19 protein-coding genes and 1 pseudogene are annotated in these 16,558 nt (G+C 61.6%); 8 read left to right on the top strand and 12 right to left on the bottom strand.

Annotation, left to right across the window (positions count from 1 at the left end):
* The first annotated feature begins 9 nt into the window (after positions 1 to 9).
* The 5 genes from Q0949_RS03795 to Q0949_RS03775 all read left to right on the top strand — a co-directional run bounded on the left by Q0949_RS03795 (position 10) and on the right by Q0949_RS03775 (position 3,160).
* The gene (locus Q0949_RS03795) at positions 10 to 633 is read left to right on the top strand and encodes a LysE family transporter (protein WP_299368791.1); all 624 of its coding nucleotides are present in this window, start codon (positions 10 to 12) and stop codon (positions 631 to 633) included.
* Between the two features lie 68 nt (positions 634 to 701).
* Positions 702 to 1,688, top strand: coding sequence for a hypothetical protein (locus Q0949_RS03790; RefSeq protein ID WP_299368789.1), 987 nt, complete (start codon positions 702 to 704; stop codon positions 1,686 to 1,688).
* Between the two features lie 75 nt (positions 1,689 to 1,763).
* Complete coding sequence (locus Q0949_RS03785; RefSeq protein ID WP_299368787.1) at positions 1,764 to 2,303, top strand: MarR family transcriptional regulator; 540 nt, start codon at positions 1,764 to 1,766, stop codon at positions 2,301 to 2,303.
* A gap of 23 nt (positions 2,304 to 2,326) precedes the next feature.
* The gene (locus Q0949_RS03780; RefSeq protein WP_299368785.1) at positions 2,327 to 2,779 is read left to right on the top strand and encodes a hypothetical protein; all 453 of its coding nucleotides are present in this window, start codon (positions 2,327 to 2,329) and stop codon (positions 2,777 to 2,779) included.
* A 12-nt stretch (positions 2,780 to 2,791) separates the two neighbouring features.
* A complete protein-coding gene (locus Q0949_RS03775; RefSeq protein WP_299368783.1) occupies positions 2,792 to 3,160 on the top strand; it encodes a hypothetical protein in 369 nt (122 codons plus the stop codon).
* A 61-nt stretch (positions 3,161 to 3,221) separates the two neighbouring features.
* Here the strand turns inward: Q0949_RS03775 and Q0949_RS03770 are convergent, their stop codons facing one another.
* The 4 genes from Q0949_RS03770 to Q0949_RS03755 form a co-directional block, all read right to left on the bottom strand.
* Positions 3,222 to 4,592, bottom strand: a complete 1,371-nt coding sequence (locus Q0949_RS03770; RefSeq protein WP_299368781.1) for a glutamate--cysteine ligase — start codon at positions 4,590 to 4,592, stop codon at positions 3,222 to 3,224.
* 112 nt (positions 4,593 to 4,704) lie between these two features.
* Complete coding sequence (locus Q0949_RS03765) at positions 4,705 to 5,241, bottom strand: hypothetical protein (protein WP_299368779.1); 537 nt, start codon at positions 5,239 to 5,241, stop codon at positions 4,705 to 4,707.
* Complete coding sequence (locus tag Q0949_RS03760; protein ID WP_299368775.1) at positions 5,238 to 6,104, bottom strand: GNAT family N-acetyltransferase; 867 nt, start codon at positions 6,102 to 6,104, stop codon at positions 5,238 to 5,240. The genes Q0949_RS03765 and Q0949_RS03760 overlap by 4 nt, the downstream gene beginning before the upstream one ends.
* A complete protein-coding gene (locus Q0949_RS03755) occupies positions 6,101 to 6,826 on the bottom strand; it encodes a 16S rRNA (uracil(1498)-N(3))-methyltransferase (protein ID WP_299368772.1) in 726 nt (241 codons plus the stop codon). The genes Q0949_RS03760 and Q0949_RS03755 overlap by 4 nt, the downstream gene beginning before the upstream one ends.
* Before the next feature lie 11 nt (positions 6,827 to 6,837).
* Between Q0949_RS03755 and ubiA the strand changes: the two genes are divergently transcribed.
* The 3 genes from ubiA (at position 6,838) to Q0949_RS03740 (ending at position 10,088) form a co-directional block, all read left to right on the top strand.
* Entirely contained in the window at positions 6,838 to 7,800 is a 963-nt protein-coding gene (gene ubiA, locus Q0949_RS03750) for a 4-hydroxybenzoate octaprenyltransferase (RefSeq protein WP_299368769.1), read from the top strand.
* 61 nt (positions 7,801 to 7,861) lie between these two features.
* Complete coding sequence (locus Q0949_RS03745; protein ID WP_299368765.1) at positions 7,862 to 9,775, top strand: OmpA family protein; 1,914 nt, start codon at positions 7,862 to 7,864, stop codon at positions 9,773 to 9,775.
* On the top strand, positions 9,762 to 10,088 hold the full coding sequence (locus Q0949_RS03740) for a hypothetical protein (protein WP_189369708.1): 327 nt from the start codon (positions 9,762 to 9,764) through the stop codon (positions 10,086 to 10,088). Before Q0949_RS03745 ends, Q0949_RS03740 begins: the two co-directional genes overlap by 14 nt.
* A gap of 111 nt (positions 10,089 to 10,199) precedes the next feature.
* Here Q0949_RS03740 and Q0949_RS03735 read toward each other — a convergent pair whose 3' ends face one another.
* From Q0949_RS03735 to Q0949_RS03700, 8 genes and pseudogenes are all read right to left on the bottom strand, one after another.
* Complete coding sequence (locus Q0949_RS03735) at positions 10,200 to 10,646, bottom strand: molybdenum cofactor biosynthesis protein MoaE (RefSeq protein WP_299368761.1); 447 nt, start codon at positions 10,644 to 10,646, stop codon at positions 10,200 to 10,202.
* Positions 10,647 to 10,649: 3 nt separating this feature from the next.
* On the bottom strand, positions 10,650 to 10,895 hold the full coding sequence (gene moaD / locus Q0949_RS03730; RefSeq protein ID WP_299368757.1) for a molybdopterin converting factor subunit 1: 246 nt from the start codon (positions 10,893 to 10,895) through the stop codon (positions 10,650 to 10,652).
* Between the two features lie 5 nt (positions 10,896 to 10,900).
* A complete protein-coding gene (gene pgsA, locus Q0949_RS03725; protein WP_299368754.1) occupies positions 10,901 to 11,560 on the bottom strand; it encodes a CDP-diacylglycerol--glycerol-3-phosphate 3-phosphatidyltransferase in 660 nt (219 codons plus the stop codon).
* A 56-nt stretch (positions 11,561 to 11,616) separates the two neighbouring features.
* A complete protein-coding gene (uvrC, locus tag Q0949_RS03720) occupies positions 11,617 to 13,503 on the bottom strand; it encodes an excinuclease ABC subunit UvrC (RefSeq protein WP_299368750.1) in 1,887 nt (628 codons plus the stop codon).
* Between the two features lie 276 nt (positions 13,504 to 13,779).
* A pseudogene (locus tag Q0949_RS03715) lies at positions 13,780 to 14,565 on the bottom strand (SDR family oxidoreductase); the annotation flags it as partial.
* 18 nt (positions 14,566 to 14,583) lie between these two features.
* Positions 14,584 to 15,537 carry a calcium/sodium antiporter gene (locus Q0949_RS03710; protein ID WP_299369490.1) on the bottom strand — a complete coding sequence of 318 codons (954 nt, stop codon included), beginning with the start codon at positions 15,535 to 15,537 and terminating at the stop codon, positions 14,584 to 14,586.
* 5 nt (positions 15,538 to 15,542) lie between these two features.
* Positions 15,543 to 15,710 carry a hypothetical protein gene (locus Q0949_RS03705; RefSeq protein ID WP_299368748.1) on the bottom strand — a complete coding sequence of 56 codons (168 nt, stop codon included), beginning with the start codon at positions 15,708 to 15,710 and terminating at the stop codon, positions 15,543 to 15,545.
* A 3-nt stretch (positions 15,711 to 15,713) separates the two neighbouring features.
* Entirely contained in the window at positions 15,714 to 16,511 is a 798-nt protein-coding gene (locus Q0949_RS03700) for a S49 family peptidase (protein WP_299368745.1), read from the bottom strand.
* Positions 16,512 to 16,558 lie beyond the last annotated feature (47 nt).

Below are 16,558 nucleotides of genomic sequence, written 5' to 3'. Positions count from 1 at the left end.
TGTGGCGGCATGACAGACATCAACCTCCCTCTCATCCTCGCGGCGGCGTTACTGGCCGGGGCCAGCCCCGGCCCGGCCACGTTGACCATCGCGGGCACTTCGATGGCATCGGGACGTCGCGCAGGACTTGCCGTGGCGTCGGGGGTGACCACGGGCTCTTTCATGTGGTCGGTGTCGGCGGCGTTCGGGTTAGGCGCAATCATGTTGGCCAATGCGTGGCTCTTTGAAATCGTGCGCTATGCCGGGGCCGCCTATCTGGGCTGGCTCGCCATCAAGTCCGCCCGCGCCGCATGGCTTGGCGCGGCACTCAAGGTGCCACCCGTCAGCCAGCGGTCGATCCGGGGACACTATGCCAAGGGGCTGGGGCTGCACCTGACCAACCCCAAGGCCATCCTGTTCTTTGGCGCGCTCTACTCTGTCGGGGTGCCGCCGGGCGCATCGATCAGCGCGCTGTTGACCGTGATCCTGTCGGTCGGAGCCCTGAGTTTTACCGTGTTCCATGGCTATGCGTTCGTGTTTTCCTCTGCCCCGATGATGCGGGCGTATACCCGGGCGAAACGTCTGTTCGAGGCGGCATTCGCGCTGTTTTTCGGGGCTGCCGCATTGCGTATCCTGACCGCGCGGCTGGCGTAGACGCATATCGAAGCGCTTGAAATTTCTCAAAATTTTCGACCGTACTTGTGTCACATAGAGGACGCGTGATGACACAGTGCGGATATCGAAGCGGTCTGGATCTGGATCACGGCAGGCAGAACTGGGACGGTACCGGGCCGCGCCCGCTGTCTTGGCGTGCGTGGTATCCCTGTCCCGATACTCCGATGGCACCATCCAGCGACGCGTTCTTTGATCCCGGATCGGTCGCGACGGGTGCCCAACTTGACGGGGCGACCCCGCTGCCCGTGGTTCTGATCTCGCACGGGACCGGCGGATCGGCGGACAGCCTAGGTTGGATCGCACGGGCGCTCGTTTCTCGCGGGCACGTGGTCATCGGGGTCAACCACCACGGCAACACGGGCAGCGACGTGCGCGCCGAGGGGTTCTTGTGCTGGTGGGAGCGGGCCACCGATCTTTCGGTCCTGTTGTCACACCTGTCAGAGACCGGGCCATTTGCGGGCCACCTGGATCTGCAGAACGTGACGGCCATCGGGTTTTCTCTTGGGTCGCATACGGCGCTTTGCCTCGCCGGAGCCAGAACGTCCCTGAAACACTTTGAACGCTGGCGCAGTTCCGAGGCCCCGGGCATGTCAGGTCCGCGGGAGTTTCCTGACCTTGTGCAGGCAATACCCGGATTGCTCGACGCCAATCCCGTATTCCGGACCTCATGGGATCAGCATGGCGCCGATTTTAGCGACCCGCGAATCGGGCGGGTCATTGCCTTGGCTCCGCCCCCGCCTGTCCAAGGGTTCACGGCAGCATCCTTGCGCAATGTCTCTTTGCCCGTTCTGCTCGTCACCTGCCAGAACGACACCGAGGCTCCGACGACCCATGGCGCTGATTGGCTGACGACCTGCAATCCAGGTTTTGTGCATTGTGACATCGGCACGGATGCAGGCCATTATTCGTTTCTCGACTTGCCTGCGGATCCGGATCTGCTCCAGCGCGACGAAATTTTCCTCGAAGCGGATGGGGTGAACCGGCGCGACATTCATCAAAGGATCTTGCGGCTGATCCTTGGCGCGATGGGGTGACCAGCACGATCAATGCTTGACTTTGCCGATACGCCTGTTATTTCTGGAATTACAGAAATTTCAAGCAGAGTCGAAATGATGCACCTGACGCCCGCCATGCAAGACTTTATCCTCCACTGGGGGGAGATGGGCCAGAAATGGGGCACCAACCGCTCGGTCGCGCAGATACATGCCCTTTTGCACATCTCGCCGGAACCGCTGAGCGCGGATGAGATCTGTGACCTGCTGAACCTTGCGCGGTCGAACGTGTCGACCGGCCTCAAGGAATTGCAAAGCCTCGGGTTGGTGCACAGTTCACGCAAACTGGGGGACCGGCGGGATCATTTTCATTCGATCCGGGATATGTTCGATCTGGTGCACACGGTGGTCGAAAGCCGTCGCGCCCGCGAGTATGCGCCCACGCTGAAGGCCTTGCAGACCGTGCAGAAGGAAGCCGCGATGGATGCCACGCCTGAGGCGGTCAGAGCACGTATCGCGGACACGTTGGAAACGATGCAGATGTTCGATGACTGGTACGCAGAGGTGAACCGCCTGCCCCGGTCCGTACAGATGGCACTGGTGAAGATGGGGGCCCGGATCGCCCGGTTCCTACCCAAGGCCAAATCGCCCGATTAAAAATTTGCCCCGGAGTTTCTCCTATGACAGAAATATTGAAAATATCTGAAAGAATTGGAAAAGGCCCGCGCTACGCCATCGATCCGGTGGCTTTTGTGGCGGCCCTGTTCGGAGCGCCTGTCCTTGTGGCCCTTTTGGGCTTCTGGGTACTGGGCCTGCCTGTATTTGCATTGATCCTTGGCGGACCCGTCTACGTGATTCTCGGCACGCCACTGCTGCTGATCCACCTGCATCGGCATCCGGGCACAGCAAACGGGACCGGCCAACTGGCCTTGATGACCGCGATCATCGGCTGCGCCTTGGTGGCTTCGTTCCTTTTTGCTGCCGGCGAATTGGATGGCTTGCCCGTTTTGGCAATTGCGAGCGTATTCGTTGCCGGATTTGCCCTGATCTGGGGCAAGACCTTTGGCATGCTCTACAACCGCTGGCGCAGCGATCTGTCGCGCCGGCCCCTTCCCCCACTTTTTGCAAACTGAAAGGAGCACACCATGCTGACCATCAGCCTTATCTACTTCAACCTCGCCTTGGGCGCTGTCGCGGCGCTGGCCGTCATGATCCTGCGCATCGCAGCACTCGCGGAACATTGCGACGGGAACGGCGCGCGGGCCCATGCCGCGGGCATCACCATTGCGACCGGCTTTGCCGCGATTGGTGCCGGTGGTGTCATCCTGATCGGCGCGGGCCTATTTGCCCTGCCAGATACACCTTATGCCGCGCTGATGCTGGCACTTGGGTTTGCCGCGCTTTGCCTCGGTCTTGGGTTCACCCACGCCGTCGGCACCTTGCGAGCGGTGCTGGCTCCACCGCTTGAGCCGCATCGCGCAAAGCAGGAACCGCAAGCCAGCGGTGCGCAGTGAATGCGCACCCTACGGGCCTTGCTTCACGAATGTAAGGTGCGCGTTCATCGCGCACCTTTTGTCAATAGGAATAGTCCGCAAACACCCGCGTCACATCCCCATCCCAATCGCCGTGATAGCGTTCAATCAGTTCGTCCGCCGGCACTTTGCCGCTCTCGACACTCTCCTGAAGCGCATTCAGGAAATGGGTTTCATCGGGGATCAACCCCCCGGCACCGGGCCGCGCCCGCGCCTTGAGACCTGCATGGGAAATCGCCACTGCTTCGCGCGCCAGATCGTGCATGCGCACACCGTTCACTTCGGCTTGCAACCCGTCGACCGAGGCCGCCACGCGCAGGCCTTCGCGCGTTTCGGCATCCAGCCCTTTGACCAGATCCCACGCCGCATCCAGCGCCGTTTGATCATAGGTCAGGCCCACCCAGAATGCAGGCAGAGCACACAGACGCCGCCAAGGGCCGCCATCGGCACCGCGCATTTCGATGAATTTCTTGACCCGCGCCTCGGGGAAGGCCGTGGTCAGATGGTCGGCCCAGTCGCTGAGCGTCGGTGTTTCACCAGGCAGCGCAGGCAGCTTGCCCTTGAGGAAATCGCGGAACGACATGCCCAGCGCGTCGATGTATTTTCCGTCGCGATAGACAAAGTACATTGGCACATCGAGCGCATATTGCACCCATGCCTCGAACCCGAATCCGTCCTCGAAGATGAACGGGATCATACCCGTGCGGGCCGGATCCAGATCGCGCCACACGCGGCTGCGCCAGCTTTTGTGGCCGTTCAGACCGCCCTCGAAGAACGGGGAATTGGCAAAGAGGGCTACGGCAACAGGCTGCAACGCCACGGCCACGCGCATCTTTTGCACCATGTCCGCCTCAGTACTGAAATCGAGGTTCACCTGAACCGTGCAGGTCCGGCGCATCATGGTGCGGCCCATCGTGCCGACCTTGCCCATATAGGCGTCCATCAACTTGTAGCGCCCTTTGGGCATCAGGGGCATTTCCTCATGGCTCCAATGCGGGGCCGCGCCCAGGCCGATAAAGCCCACGCCTATCTCGTTGGCGATGTCCATGACCTCGCGCAGGTGGCTGTTCACCTCGTCGCAGGTTTCGTGGATCGTCTCCAGTGGTGCCCCTGACAGCTCAAGCGCGCCGCCAGGTTCGAGCGAGATATTCGCGCCGCCCTTTTCAAGGCCCGTCAGCTTGCCGCCTTCGCGCAGTTCGAGCCAGCCGTGGCGGTCGCGAAGGGCGCCCAGCACCGCTTCGATGGAGCGCGTCCCCTCGAATGGCAGGGGCTTGAGCGAGTCCCGACAGTAGCCGAATTTCTCGTGTTCTGTGCCAATGCGCCAATCCGCCTTGGGCTTGCAGCCGTCAGCCAGATACTGGGCCAACTGGTCGTGATGTTCGATCGGCCCACCGCCGGACTGAGGAATGGACATGAGGGGCGCTCCGCGGTTGTTCGTGAGGCAAAGGGATGGGGCGAATTCCCCGGGGTGTCAATGCAGGGCCTCGGTGCGCAGGGTCACGGGATTGTGCGCGCGGATGCAGAGATCAGGCACGGCCCTGTGGTTGCATGTCCGCCAGGGTCGGCGCGCCGCGTTCCCAGATCACAACCGGCGTTTGGGGGGCCGCGCGCATTTGGGCCAGCATATGTTCTGTCTTCAGCCCCGGCAGTGCGGCAAATGCGTCAAAGAGCGCATCGGCCCCGTCAGCATCCACAGGGATCATCAGCGGCGGGTGATCGGGCTGTTGCAAGTGCCAGTGCGCGGGGCGCTGTCCGCCATCAAGGGTCAGCCGCGCCAGTTCTCGCATCGCGATGGTGCCGCCCGTGAGCGGGCCAAAATAGGTCACCTGCCCTTCGTCCACCTGCACCGTGCCAAGGCCCCCGCCCGCGCCGCGGAACCGGCCGCGTTGCAGGCCGACCATGATCAACGCGCCGGCCCCGACCAGCAGCACCGGCGCGATCCAGCCCAAAAGGCCGCGCGGCCCCGCAAGCCACCACAAGGCCAGAACGGCAAGCGCCACGCCCACCAACACTTCGCGCCAGCGCCACATGGCGGCGCTGGCTTCGGGTCTGACAAAGCTCATCCGGTGTCTCCGATCCATGTGGGCGTGGCGAGGAGAGCCACGCGGTATTGGCCGATCAGACGGTAACCCAGCGCCTCATAGGCGTGGGCGGCGGCGTCATTGTTGGCAAAGAGTACGGATTGCATGGCCCCGTCGCGTTCGGCGCAGCGGCGCAGCAGACCGGCCACAGCCCGCCGGGCAAAGCCCTGGCCGCGCAGATCATCAGGCGTGAAAACGCCGCCTATCTGTACGATGTCCGCCGCGCGCGCGTTCACTGCGGCCATGGCCACGGGCGCGCCTTCCTCTTCGAGCAGGACGATATGCTCGGCGTTCACAGCGGCGGCGGCCCGCGCGCGCCCCGACTCAGTGGGGTCGTCAGACGCGGGCGCGAACCCTGTATCCGTCTCATATGCGGTGAACCAACGTTCCAGCATCGGAACATCCGCCGCAGTCGGAGCGCGGACATTGGCGGGCATCTGCGGCAGGTCGGCCAGATGGATATGATAGAGCGGCTCGTCCGCTAGCAATCGCCATGGGCCATCGCCCAGACCACAGGCCCGCAGGCAGGCCTGAACTTGATCGGGGACGCCGGTCATGCCTTGCACCGTCTTTCCGTGCAGGACATTCGCGAACGCAGCCCAGTCTTCGGGCGACGCCGCCGGGGCTTGCGCCATCAGGTACCCGCTGTTGGTGCTGGCAAACACGCCTGTCAGCGCGCCATCTTGCTCACTCAAATAAAAAGCGGTGCCATGCGGGTTGTCTGTGTCATCCGTCCCAAATCGAGCCAAGTTAGACCGCAGGAACATCGAGGTGGGACCATGCCCGGACAGGAACGCGTCGATGGTTGCCGCATCGGCCATCCGGGCCCGATGCAAAGCGGTCACGTCCAGTCTCCCAAACGCTGCTGCCACAGGGTCAATGCCGCGACCGCCGCCGTATCAGCGCGCAGGATACGCGGGCCAAGCTGCACGGGATGCGCCGTGTCCATCGCGCGCAGACGCGCGCGTTCGGCATCGGAAAAGCCGCCCTCAGGCCCGATCAAGATGGCCCATGGTCCGGGCAATTCCGGCAATGTGCCACCGTTGGATTCATCTGCCAAAGCTTCGTCACAGAACATGATCTGCCGGTCGCCCAGATCAGCCAACACACGGTCAAGGCGGAGCATGTCCGCCACCTCCGGCACATAGGTGCCACCGCATTGCTCCGCGGCCTCGACCGCGTGCGCCTGTAACCGGGCCTGTTGCACACGGCCGGCATTGGTGAATGCCGTCTGGACCGGAACGATACGCCGCGCCCCCATCTCCGTGGCCTTTTCCACGATGAAATCCGTCCTCGCCTTTTTGATTGGAGCAAAAAGCAGCCACAGATCAGGTGGCATCTGCACGGGCCGCGTCTGGGCGCTGCACGTTAGCACGCCACCACGTTTGCCCGCCTCGGCAACTTCGGCCAGCCATTCGCCATTCTCCCCGTCAAAAAGCAGCACCTGCGCCCCGACGCTCAGCCGCATGACCCCGAAAAGGTAATGGGCCTGTTCCCGCGACAGCACGACGGATTGCCCTGGGCCCAAAGGGTGCTCTACATAAAGGCGGATTTTCGCATCACTCATGGGCCCTACATATGACCAACCCGACCTCATCACCAGATGGTCACGTCGCTGACGCGGTAAAAGGCAACTGGGTGGACACGCTGGCGCCTGCCGCCACGCGGCCTTTCCTCAGGCTCAGCCGGGCGGACAGGCCGATTGGGACGTGGCTGCTGCTGCTGCCGTGCCTCTGGGGCCTGACCCTTGCCATGCTCCACGATCAGTCGCCCCGGTGGGAGGACGCGTGGATCGCCATCGGGTGCGCGGCAGGGGCGTGGTTGATGCGCGGTGCGGGATGCACGTGGAACGACATCACCGACCGCGATTTTGACGGTCAGGTCGAACGCACCCGGTCCCGGCCAATCCCGTCGGGACAAGTCAGCGTACGGGGTGCTGTTTTGTGGATGTGCGTGCAGGCCCTGATCGCCTTTGGCATCCTTTTGACCTTCAATACCAATGCAATCCTGCTGGGCGTCCTCGCGCTGGTGCCCGTAGCCGTCTATCCCTTTGCCAAGCGTTTTACATGGTGGCCACAGGTCTTTCTGGGGCTTGCCTTCAACTGGGGCGCGCTGCTGGCCTGGACCGCGCATACAGGGCAATTGGAGGCACCGGCGGTCGTGCTGTATCTTGCCGGGATCGCGTGGACCCTGTTTTACGACACGATCTATGCGCATCAGGACACCGAGGATGACGCCCTGATCGGGATTAAGTCCACCGCGCGCCTGTTTGGCACGAACACCGCCCCGTGGTTGCGCCGCTTCCTGATGGCGACCGTTGGCCTGATCGGGATCGCGGTCATCTTTTCCGCTATCGACGACGCATCCGTGCTGGCCATGGTGCTGGCGCTGGGTGGACCGTGGGCCATGGGCTGGCACATGGCCTGGCAATTGCGCGGCCTCGACATCGAAGACCCCGCGAAATGCCTGCAACTCTTCCGCGCCAATCGGGACACCGGCATGATTCCGCTGGTGTTTTTTTGCGCCGCCCTGCTCGTTTGATTGAAACGCAGCGCCAAGCGGCTTAGACCGTTGGCGACCGACACCAAGCAAAGGCCCGTTCATGCGCCTGTCTTCTCTTTTCGTGATCATCGGCACCTTTGCCGTTGCGGCCCTGTTGTCGCTGGTGGCCGCCAACCTGTCCGTGAAGCTGATTGAGGAAACGTCCGAAATCGGTGTGCGCGACGCGCTGGACGATCGCGGCATGACATGGGCAGAGGTGCAGGCCGACGGATTGCAGGTCACATTGGCGGGCACAGCGCCGACCGAAGCGGTGCGTTTTGCCGCCCTGTCCACCGCGGGCACGATCGTTGATGCGGCGCGGGTGATTGACGACATGCAGGTCGAGGCCGCCGCTGCCATCGCGCCCCCAAGGTTTTCCGCCGAGATCCTGCGCAATGATGCGGGGTTGTCGATTATCGGACTGATCCCCGCCTCGACCAACCGTGACGATGTGCTCGATCGCATCCGTGCAATCAGCGGCGACCTGCCTGTGACTGACCTGATCGAGGTGGCGGATTATCCTGCCCCGAACGGCTGGTCCGACGCGCTGGGCTTTTCGCTGACCGCCATGGAACGGCTGCCGCGAGCCAAAGTGTCTGTCGAAGCGGGGCGGGTGTCCATCACTGCCATTACCGACAGCGCCGAGGAAAAGGCCAGGCTGGAGGCACAGCTGAACCGAGCCACTCCACCGGGCTTGCGCGTGGCCCTGGATGTGGCCGCCCCCCGGCCCGTGATCACCCCATTCACCTTGCGGTTGGTCAAGGACGAGGAAGGTACCCGATTTGACGCCTGTTCAGCCGATACGGACACCAGCCGTACACGCATTGTGAATGCCGCCTTCGCCGCGGGGTTGACCGGGCCCGGGCAATGCACGGTGGGCATGGGTGTGCCCAGCCCGAATTGGGGATTGGCGGTGGAACAGGCTATCGGCGCCCTAGCCGATCTGGGCGCGGGCTCTGTCACCTTTTCGGATGCAGACGTGACGCTGGTGGCTGCCGAAGGCACGCCGCAAACCGACTTTGACCGCGTGGTGGGCGAGCTGGAAAATGCCCTTCCGGAGGTCTTTGCCCTCTACGCCAAGCTTCCCGAAACCGTGGATCCCAATCAGGGGCCGCCGGAATTTGTCGCCACGCTCAGCCCCGAAGGCCTGGTGCAGCTGCGGGGCCGTATCAGCAATGAAAACCTGCGAAACGTGGCCGACAGCTATGCCAAGGCCGCGTTCGGATCGTCCAATGTCTACGTTGCGACCCGTGTGGTCGATGATCTGCCAAATTCATGGCCGGTCCGCGTTCTCACCGGGCTCGAGGCGCTGGCGCAACTGTCCAACGGCGCGGTGACGGTAACACCCGATACGCTGACCGTCTCGGGCAACACCGGCAACCCGCAGGCCAGCACCACCATCGCGTCCCTTCTGGCGACCAAGCTGGGCGAAGCAGAAGACTTCGACATCCGTGTCGTCTACCAGGAAAAGCTGGACCCGGTCGCGGCCCTGCCGACGCCTGATGAATGCGAGGCGGAAATCTCCGGCATCCTGTCCAATGCCAAGATCACCTTTGAACCCAGCAGCGCCACCATCGACGCATCGGCGCTGGGCACGATGGACGACATCGCCGACGTGTTGCGCCAGTGTGGTGACATCCGCCTCGAAATCCAAGGCCACACCGACAGCCAGGGCCGCGAAGAAATGAACCTCAACCTCAGCCAGGCACGCGCCCAGTCGGTCCTGAACGAATTACGCGCACGTCGGGTGCTGACCTCGACCTATTCCGCAAAGGGCTATGGCGAAACCGCACCAATCGCGGATAACGACACCGAAGACGGCCGCGAAGCCAACCGTCGCATTGAATTCAAGGTCATTCGACCGACATCCTCTGCGCCCGAGGTCGAAACAACGCTGGAAACCATCGCCGGAACAGGCGATACAGAGGCATCCACGGACGAAGACACGACAGGAACACCCGATGAGCAGAACTGAGTTTGTCATTGCGACAGCCATCATTCTCTTCATCGCTTTCTGTCTGGGATGGTTCGCCAACTGGCTCATTCATCGCTTTACCCGTGTGGCTGCCGGTGACGTTGCCGAACTGGACCGGATGAGCCAGGAGCTGCATGAGGCCGAGGAAACCCGCGATCAGGCGATCACCTACCTGCAACAGCGCGAGGCGGAACTGACCAATCAGTTGAGCCAGACCGAAGCAGAACTACGCGCCGCAATGGACGGATTGCGCGACGCCCGCCACGAGGCCGAGGAGCTGCGCGCCTGGATCGACCGCCAGCAAGCTAGCTGACCACGGCGTCCGGCACTAACTTTTCCATTTGAAAAGAAACGAATGACACCCACCCGATGAGGGCCCGGCCCCCATCGTATCAGGATCGCGTCGCCGCAGGCGTCCTTTGGATCACGTTTGCCACCGGTCCAACGCGTCTTCGTCTGTCTCTTTGGCCGCCACCCATGCCGAACCCGCCTGCGTGATCTCGCGCTTCCAGAACGGTGCGCGGGACTTCAGGAAATCCATCAGGAATTCCGCGGCCTCGAACGCATCCTTGCGGTGGCGCGCCGCGGTCGCGACCATCATGATCGTCTCGCCAGGTGCCAAGCGCCCGTGGCGGTGGACCACCAGCGCGTCCTCCAACGACCACCGCACCTTTGCCTCTTCGGCGATCTCGGCAAGGGCCGCTTCCGTCATCCCTGGATAGTGTTCGATGTCCATCGCGATCAGACCGCCTTCGACGTCGCGCACGATGCCGGTAAATGTCACGACCGCACCTGATGCGCGTTGCGCTTCGGCGAACGCCGTTGTCTCTGCGCCCAAGTCAAAAGGCGCGGATTGCACCTCAATACGCATCCCCTAACCTCCGGTCATGGGTGGAAAAAATGCGATCTCGCGCGCATCGCCAATCGGCGCATCAAAGTCGACAAGCGTCTGATCAACCGCAACCCGCAGGGCCGAGATATCCGCAAAAGCCGCCGCATAGCGGTCTTCGCGCGCGCGCAGTTCCTGCACGAGGTCCATGACCGTCGCGGCTTCGGTCTCCACAACTTCGCGCGGCAAACCAATCCGTTCACGCACCCATGCGAAATACAACACATCCATGGTGTTCAACCTTTCAAATAGGGCATCGCCTTGCGGAAATAATCCCAGCCGGTCACCAGTGTGAGGCCCGCCGCAAGCCACAGCAGCCAAAGCCCGATCCGGCCCGACCAATCGGCGCCCGCGAGCTTCCAACCGAGGCCTTGGAGGTCCGGCGCATCACCGTTCAGGATCGCAACGACCATCTCGTCATCCATTCCCCAGATGGACATGCCGAAGTAATGCTCGAACACGCCCTGCGAGAACAGGACCGCAATGGCCACCATCTGGAGCGTCGTCTTCCATTTCGCCAATTGCGTGACCTTCAGCGTTCCAGCCGTGTCACCCAGAAACTCGCGCAGTCCTGACACGAACACTTCGCGAAACAGGATCATCGTCGCAGGCAGCACCAGCCAGGGCGACCACGAGGAAAATCCGATGATCACCATCAGCGCAATCACCACCATTGCCTTGTCCGCGATCGGGTCGAGCATGGTGCCCAGTTTTGTCTGTTGTCCCCAGGCGCGCGCCAGATACCCATCGAACCAGTCGGTGATCGCGGCACCAACAAACAGTACGACCGCGAGTATGTCCGCATAGGGACGCGTGAAATACAGAAACATCACCGCCACGAGCGGCGCTGCAATCAAGCGCATGGTGGTCAGTATGTTCGGTATGTTCCAGATCATGTCACACCTCTACCTTGTCCTGACCGGCGCAGAAAGGGGGCGCAGCCCATCCCGCGTCACTGATCGTGAAAGAAGTCATAGACCTTCTGCGCCAACCCTTCGGACACCCCGTCCACGGCCTTGAGATCCGCCAGATTTGCGCGGCTGACCGCCTTGGCAGACCCGAAATGCGCCAGAAGCGCACGTTTGCGCGCGGCCCCTACGCCCGGAATGTCATCAAGCGGGTTCTTCATGTTGGACTTGGCGCGTTTGGCTCGGTGTGTGCCGATGGCAAATCGGTGTGCTTCGTCCCGCATCCGCTGCACGAAATACAGCACCGGATCGTTGTGACGCAGCGCAAAAGGGCGTTGGCCGACACGGTGGAATTCTTCCTTGCCCGCGTCACGATCAATGCCCTTGGCCACACCGACCATGGGAATATCCTCGACCCCGTGTTCCGCCATGATCTGCGCCACAGCGCTTACCTGTCCCGCACCACCGTCGATCAGCAACAGATCGGGCCACATGCCTTTTTGGCGATCCGGATCCTCGGTCAGCAGGCGTTTGAAACGGCGATGCAGCACTTCTTTCATCATTCCGAAATCGTCGCCGGGGGTCAGGTCGTCGCCGCGAATATTGAATTTGCGATAGCTGTTCTTCACAAAGCCTTCGGGGCCGGCAACGATCATGGCACCCACGGCATTCGTGCCCTGAATGTGACTATTGTCATAAACCTCGATCCGGGCGGGCGGTTCGGCCAGATCAAACGCCTCGGCGAGACCGCGCAGCAGTTTGGCCTGCGTCGCACTTTCCGCCATCTTCCGCGCAAGGCTCTCGCGCGCGTTGCGCAGGGCGCTGTCCACCAGCTCTGCCTTTTCGCCGCGTTTCGGCACCAGCAATTCGACCTTGCGGCCCAGCTTGCCGCTCAGGGCTTCGGACATCAGGTCCGGGTTCTCAATCTCATTGGACAGGATCAACTGCCGGGGTGGCTCCTTGGTGTCGTAGAACTGACCCAGAAAGGCCTCTAGCACCTCCGCGGCGTCCACATCCACGCCAACACGGGGATAAAAGTCGCGATTGCCCCAGTTCTGGCCTGCGCGGATAAAGAACACCTGCACGCAAGCCTGCCCCTGTTCCATATGCAGCGCGACGATATCCGCCTCGGTCACGCCGCGCGGGTTGATTCCCTGCGCCGTCTGTACCTGCGTCATCGCGCGGATCCGGTCGCGCAAAGCCGCCGCGCGCTCGAATTCCATCGCTTCCGACGCGTCCTGCATCTGGCTGGCGAGCTTTGCCTGAATGTCGGTGGATTTCCCGGACAGGAACCGCTCGGAATCCTTCACCGACTGGGCATAATCTTCCTCCGAAATCAGACCGACGCACGGGCCTGAACACCGTTTGATCTGGTACAAAAGGCAAGGCCGCGTCCGGCTGTCGAAGACAGAGTCGGTGCAGTTGCGCAGCAGGAAGACCTTTTGCAGCTGGTTCAGGGTCCGGTTCACCGCACCTGCGCTGGCGAAGGGACCATAATAGGCACCCTTTTGCGTTTTGGCGCCGCGATGTTTCTTGATCTGCGGATAAGCGTGGTCGCCGGTCACAAGGATATTTGGAAACGACTTGTCATCGCGCAGCAGCACATTGAACTTGGGTTTGAGTTGCTTGATCAGGTTCTGCTCGAGCAGCAGCGCCTCTGTCTCTGTCCGAGTGGTCAGAAACATCATCGACGCGGTCATGGAAATCATCCGCGCGATGCGACCCGAGTGCCCCGATGGCCGCGCATAGTTCGACACGCGCGCGCGCAAGTTGCGGGCCTTCCCGACATAGAGAACGCGACTTTCCCTATCCAGCATCCGGTACACGCCCGGCGAGCTGTCCAGCGTTTTCAAATAACCTTGAATGACCTCGTGCCCGACAGGCGCATTCGGATCAATTTCGGTTGGATTTGATTCGGTTTCGTCTGGCATTTGATTCGTCGTTTGGCTGCACTGATTCCGGATAGTGTTCAAGCAATCTTGCATCCACGAAACATGTGGATAAGTCTAAGGACAAGTTCTGGGGCGATGCAAAAAATCGTTATTTTTTCGACCCTTCCCATGTGTGCCCAATTTTTAGGCGCTACATTAAGTCACTATTTTTGCTATATATTTTATTGAACCGCGTGCAAGTGACTGAAAATAAAGGCCTTTTGGTAACGGTTTTGTAACAGACATTAACGCGGTGCAAAACTCACGTAGGGTAAGCTACTCGACGCCCACAACGTCAGGTGTTTCCCATCCCAGATGTTGCCCGCCATCAGTGCAAAGAAGCTGCCCAGTGACAGCTGGGGAGTCGAGAAAATAGCCCAGTGCGCCGACGATATCGGAGGGGTTGGATCCGCGTTGCAGTACGGTTGCAGCCCGCTGTTTGGCAAAGTGTTCCGCGCTTTGGCGTCCACCTTGCAACGTCGGCCCCGGCCCGATTGCATTGACGCGGATCGCCGGTGTCAGCGCGCGCGCGCTTGTTTGCGTCAGCGCCCACAGCCCCATCTTGGCCAGCGTATAGGTCATGAATTCCGGCGTCAGCTTACGCACGCGTTGGTCCACCATGTTGACGATCAGCCCTGAGGCGACAGGCTCGTCCATATCGTCAAGCGCCGGGGCCAGACCCTGATCCGCCATCGCCTGGGTCAGAACGAATGGCGCGCGCAGGTTGGAACCGAAATGTCTGTCCCATGTCTCCCGCGTTGCGGTCTCAACCGTGTCATACTCAAAGATCGACGCGTTGTTGATCAAACAGGTGATCGGCCCGCCCAGGGCATCGACCGCACGACCAAACAGTGTTTGCGTCTCGGCCTCATCGACAAGGTTGGCTTGAAGCGGGACGCCCTTTTGTCCCTTCGCTTCGATCATCGATTGTGTTTCACGGGCCCCTGCATCCGAACTGGCGTAGTGCACAGCGACGTCATACCCGCGCCCGGCCAAATACACCGCCATTGCCCGCCCCAAACGGTGCCCGGCTCCTGTTACAAGCGCACGCGTCATCGCACTCTCCCTCGTTGATTGATCTTAGCTTAGTACAATTGCCAGATAGGCCACATACAGCCCGGTCAAGGCAATGCCCCAACCCCGCGTGATGTCCCGGCGCATGTAGACGAAGGGGACAAGCAGGACAGACGCCGCCAGCATCACCCACAGGTCAAATTGCAGGAACGCCTGATCGACCGGGATGGGTCCCACGAGGCTGGCAACGCCAATGATAGCCAGTAGGTTGTACATGTTCGACCCGATCACATTGCCCAATGCCACGTCCGCCTGGCGGCGCAGCGCGGCCATGACGGTTGTTGCCAGCTCCGGCAAGGACGTGCCCACAGCCACCAATGTCAGGCCGATCACCGTGTCGCTGACGCCATAGGTCTTGGCAATGATCGTTGCATTGTCGACCAGGAGGTTCGCGCCCAGCGGCAGCCCGATCAGACCCAACACCAGAAAGACACCGATGCGCCACCACGGCAGGTCCGGGTCAACACCTTCGATCTCCTCTTCGCTTGCCGTCCCGGCCGCGCAGGCGGCGCGGTGGCCCTTGGCCTCCATCGCCTGATCGAAAAGGACGAGGGCCAGCGCCCCGAGCAATACAAGCGCCGCGATCCAGTCGAACACGCCACGAAAGGCCAGCGCGATGAACAGGACCGATGCCGCGATCATGTAGTTATAGCTTTTCTTGGTGTCGCATTCGGACGTGTGCATCGTGGCCAGAAGAGCCGGGATGCCGAGGACCAAAAGGATGTTGGCCGTGTTCGAGCCCACGACGTTGCCGATGGCGATACCGGGCGCGTCGTCCAGAACGGCCTGAATAGCGATCAGCAATTCGGGCGCCGAGGTGCCGAAGGCCACAATGGTCAGACTGACAATCAGCGCAGGCACGCCCAGACGCAGCGACAGGTTCACCGCACCCTTCACCAGGGAATCACCTGCCAGCAGCAGGATCACAAGACCCAGACCGCTCAGCAGCCATGGCATCAACGCGCTCATCCCTTCTTGCCCCCGCCGCAAGCGCATGGGCCTTTGCCAATACGGTAGCGTCCGCAGGAACATTTGGACTGTGTCAGGCGCTTGCCGCCGATCCAGTGCAATTTGCCGAACATGGCCAGCACGCCCATAAAGACCAGAAACAGAACAACGATCTTTGACAGCATGCGTTAAAGTCCAAACTGGGCATAGGCTGCCCGTTCTTCGATGGAACTGATTGTGTCGTCAACCATTTGTGCGCCCAATCGAGAGAAAAACGGACGTCGCACGCCGTAGCGGCGAAGCTTGACCCTGCCGCCAAATCGATCCTTGAGGAACGGTTTGAGGTGCCCGATCCCGTCGATCAGGCCAAGCTCTTGCGCTTTCTGTGCCAGCCAAACCTCGCCCGTGAACAGATCCTGTTCAGTGGTCAGCTTGCCCGCGCGTCGCGTTGACACGTGGTCGATGAAATTGCGGTGGATGTCGTCCAGTAGCCCCTTGAGCCGCGCAACGTCTTCGGGCTTTTCCGGGCGGAACGGGTCCAGCATCGATTTGGACTGACCAGCGGTATAGACGCGCCGTTCAACCCCCTGTTTCGCAAGAAACTCATGCGCACCAAACCCGGCCGAGATCACGCCGATGGATCCTACAACGGATGAAGGATCAGCATAGATTTCGTCTGCCGCCACAGCGAGCCAGTACCCGCCAGATGCCGCCACATCCTCGACGAAGGCGAGAACGGGAATGTCTTTTTCCTCGGCCAACCGCCGGATGCGTGCACCGATCAGCGACGACTGCACGGGGCTGCCGCCGGGGGAATTGATTTCCAGGGCGACCGCTACGGGTTTTCCGCGCGCAAACGCCTTTTCGATGACCGGGGCAAGCGCGCGGTCATTCAGCGTGCCGCGCGACCCGCCGACTATGACCCCCTGCAGCCGGATAACGGCAACAGTCGGGTCGGATTTCATGAAGGGGATCCAGCGTTTCATTACAGCCCATGTAGATTGCACCCCCGACCCAAACAAGCCCGCGGCGC

This window comes from uncultured Tateyamaria sp., from assembly GCF_947487805.1.
In the GTDB taxonomy this organism is placed as follows: domain Bacteria; phylum Pseudomonadota; class Alphaproteobacteria; order Rhodobacterales; family Rhodobacteraceae; genus Tateyamaria.
This window is presented reverse-complemented; position numbering and strand designations above follow the sequence as displayed.

What these genes read in the sequence shown, in the direction of transcription:
- Q0949_RS03785 (WP_299368787.1), top strand. Translation starts at nt 1,764, where the DNA reads ATGATGCACCTGACGCCCGCCATGCAAGACTTTATCCTCCACTGGGGG.
- Q0949_RS03780 (WP_299368785.1), top strand. Translation starts at nt 2,327, where the DNA reads ATGACAGAAATATTGAAAATATCTGAAAGAATTGGAAAAGGCCCGCGC.
- Q0949_RS03770 (WP_299368781.1), bottom strand. Translation starts at nt 4,592, where the DNA reads ATGTCCATTCCTCAGTCCGGCGGTGGGCCGATCGAACATCACGACCAG.
- uvrC (WP_299368750.1), bottom strand. Translation starts at nt 13,503, where the DNA reads ATGCCAGACGAAACCGAATCAAATCCAACCGAAATTGATCCGAATGCG.
- pgsA (WP_299368754.1), bottom strand. Translation starts at nt 11,560, where the DNA reads ATGATCTGGAACATACCGAACATACTGACCACCATGCGCTTGATTGCA.
- Q0949_RS03700 (WP_299368745.1), bottom strand. Translation starts at nt 16,511, where the DNA reads ATGAAACGCTGGATCCCCTTCATGAAATCCGACCCGACTGTTGCCGTT.
- Q0949_RS03740 (WP_189369708.1), top strand. Translation starts at nt 9,762, where the DNA reads ATGAGCAGAACTGAGTTTGTCATTGCGACAGCCATCATTCTCTTCATC.
- ubiA (WP_299368769.1), top strand. Translation starts at nt 6,838, where the DNA reads ATGACCAACCCGACCTCATCACCAGATGGTCACGTCGCTGACGCGGTA.
- Q0949_RS03790 (WP_299368789.1), top strand. Translation starts at nt 702, where the DNA reads ATGACACAGTGCGGATATCGAAGCGGTCTGGATCTGGATCACGGCAGG.
- Q0949_RS03755 (WP_299368772.1), bottom strand. Translation starts at nt 6,826, where the DNA reads ATGAGTGATGCGAAAATCCGCCTTTATGTAGAGCACCCTTTGGGCCCA.
- moaD (WP_299368757.1), bottom strand. Translation starts at nt 10,895, where the DNA reads ATGGATGTGTTGTATTTCGCATGGGTGCGTGAACGGATTGGTTTGCCG.
- Q0949_RS03775 (WP_299368783.1), top strand. Translation starts at nt 2,792, where the DNA reads ATGCTGACCATCAGCCTTATCTACTTCAACCTCGCCTTGGGCGCTGTC.
- Q0949_RS03795 (WP_299368791.1), top strand. Translation starts at nt 10, where the DNA reads ATGACAGACATCAACCTCCCTCTCATCCTCGCGGCGGCGTTACTGGCC.
- Q0949_RS03705 (WP_299368748.1), bottom strand. Translation starts at nt 15,710, where the DNA reads ATGCTGTCAAAGATCGTTGTTCTGTTTCTGGTCTTTATGGGCGTGCTG.
- Q0949_RS03765 (WP_299368779.1), bottom strand. Translation starts at nt 5,241, where the DNA reads ATGAGCTTTGTCAGACCCGAAGCCAGCGCCGCCATGTGGCGCTGGCGC.
- Q0949_RS03745 (WP_299368765.1), top strand. Translation starts at nt 7,862, where the DNA reads ATGCGCCTGTCTTCTCTTTTCGTGATCATCGGCACCTTTGCCGTTGCG.
- Q0949_RS03735 (WP_299368761.1), bottom strand. Translation starts at nt 10,646, where the DNA reads ATGCGTATTGAGGTGCAATCCGCGCCTTTTGACTTGGGCGCAGAGACA.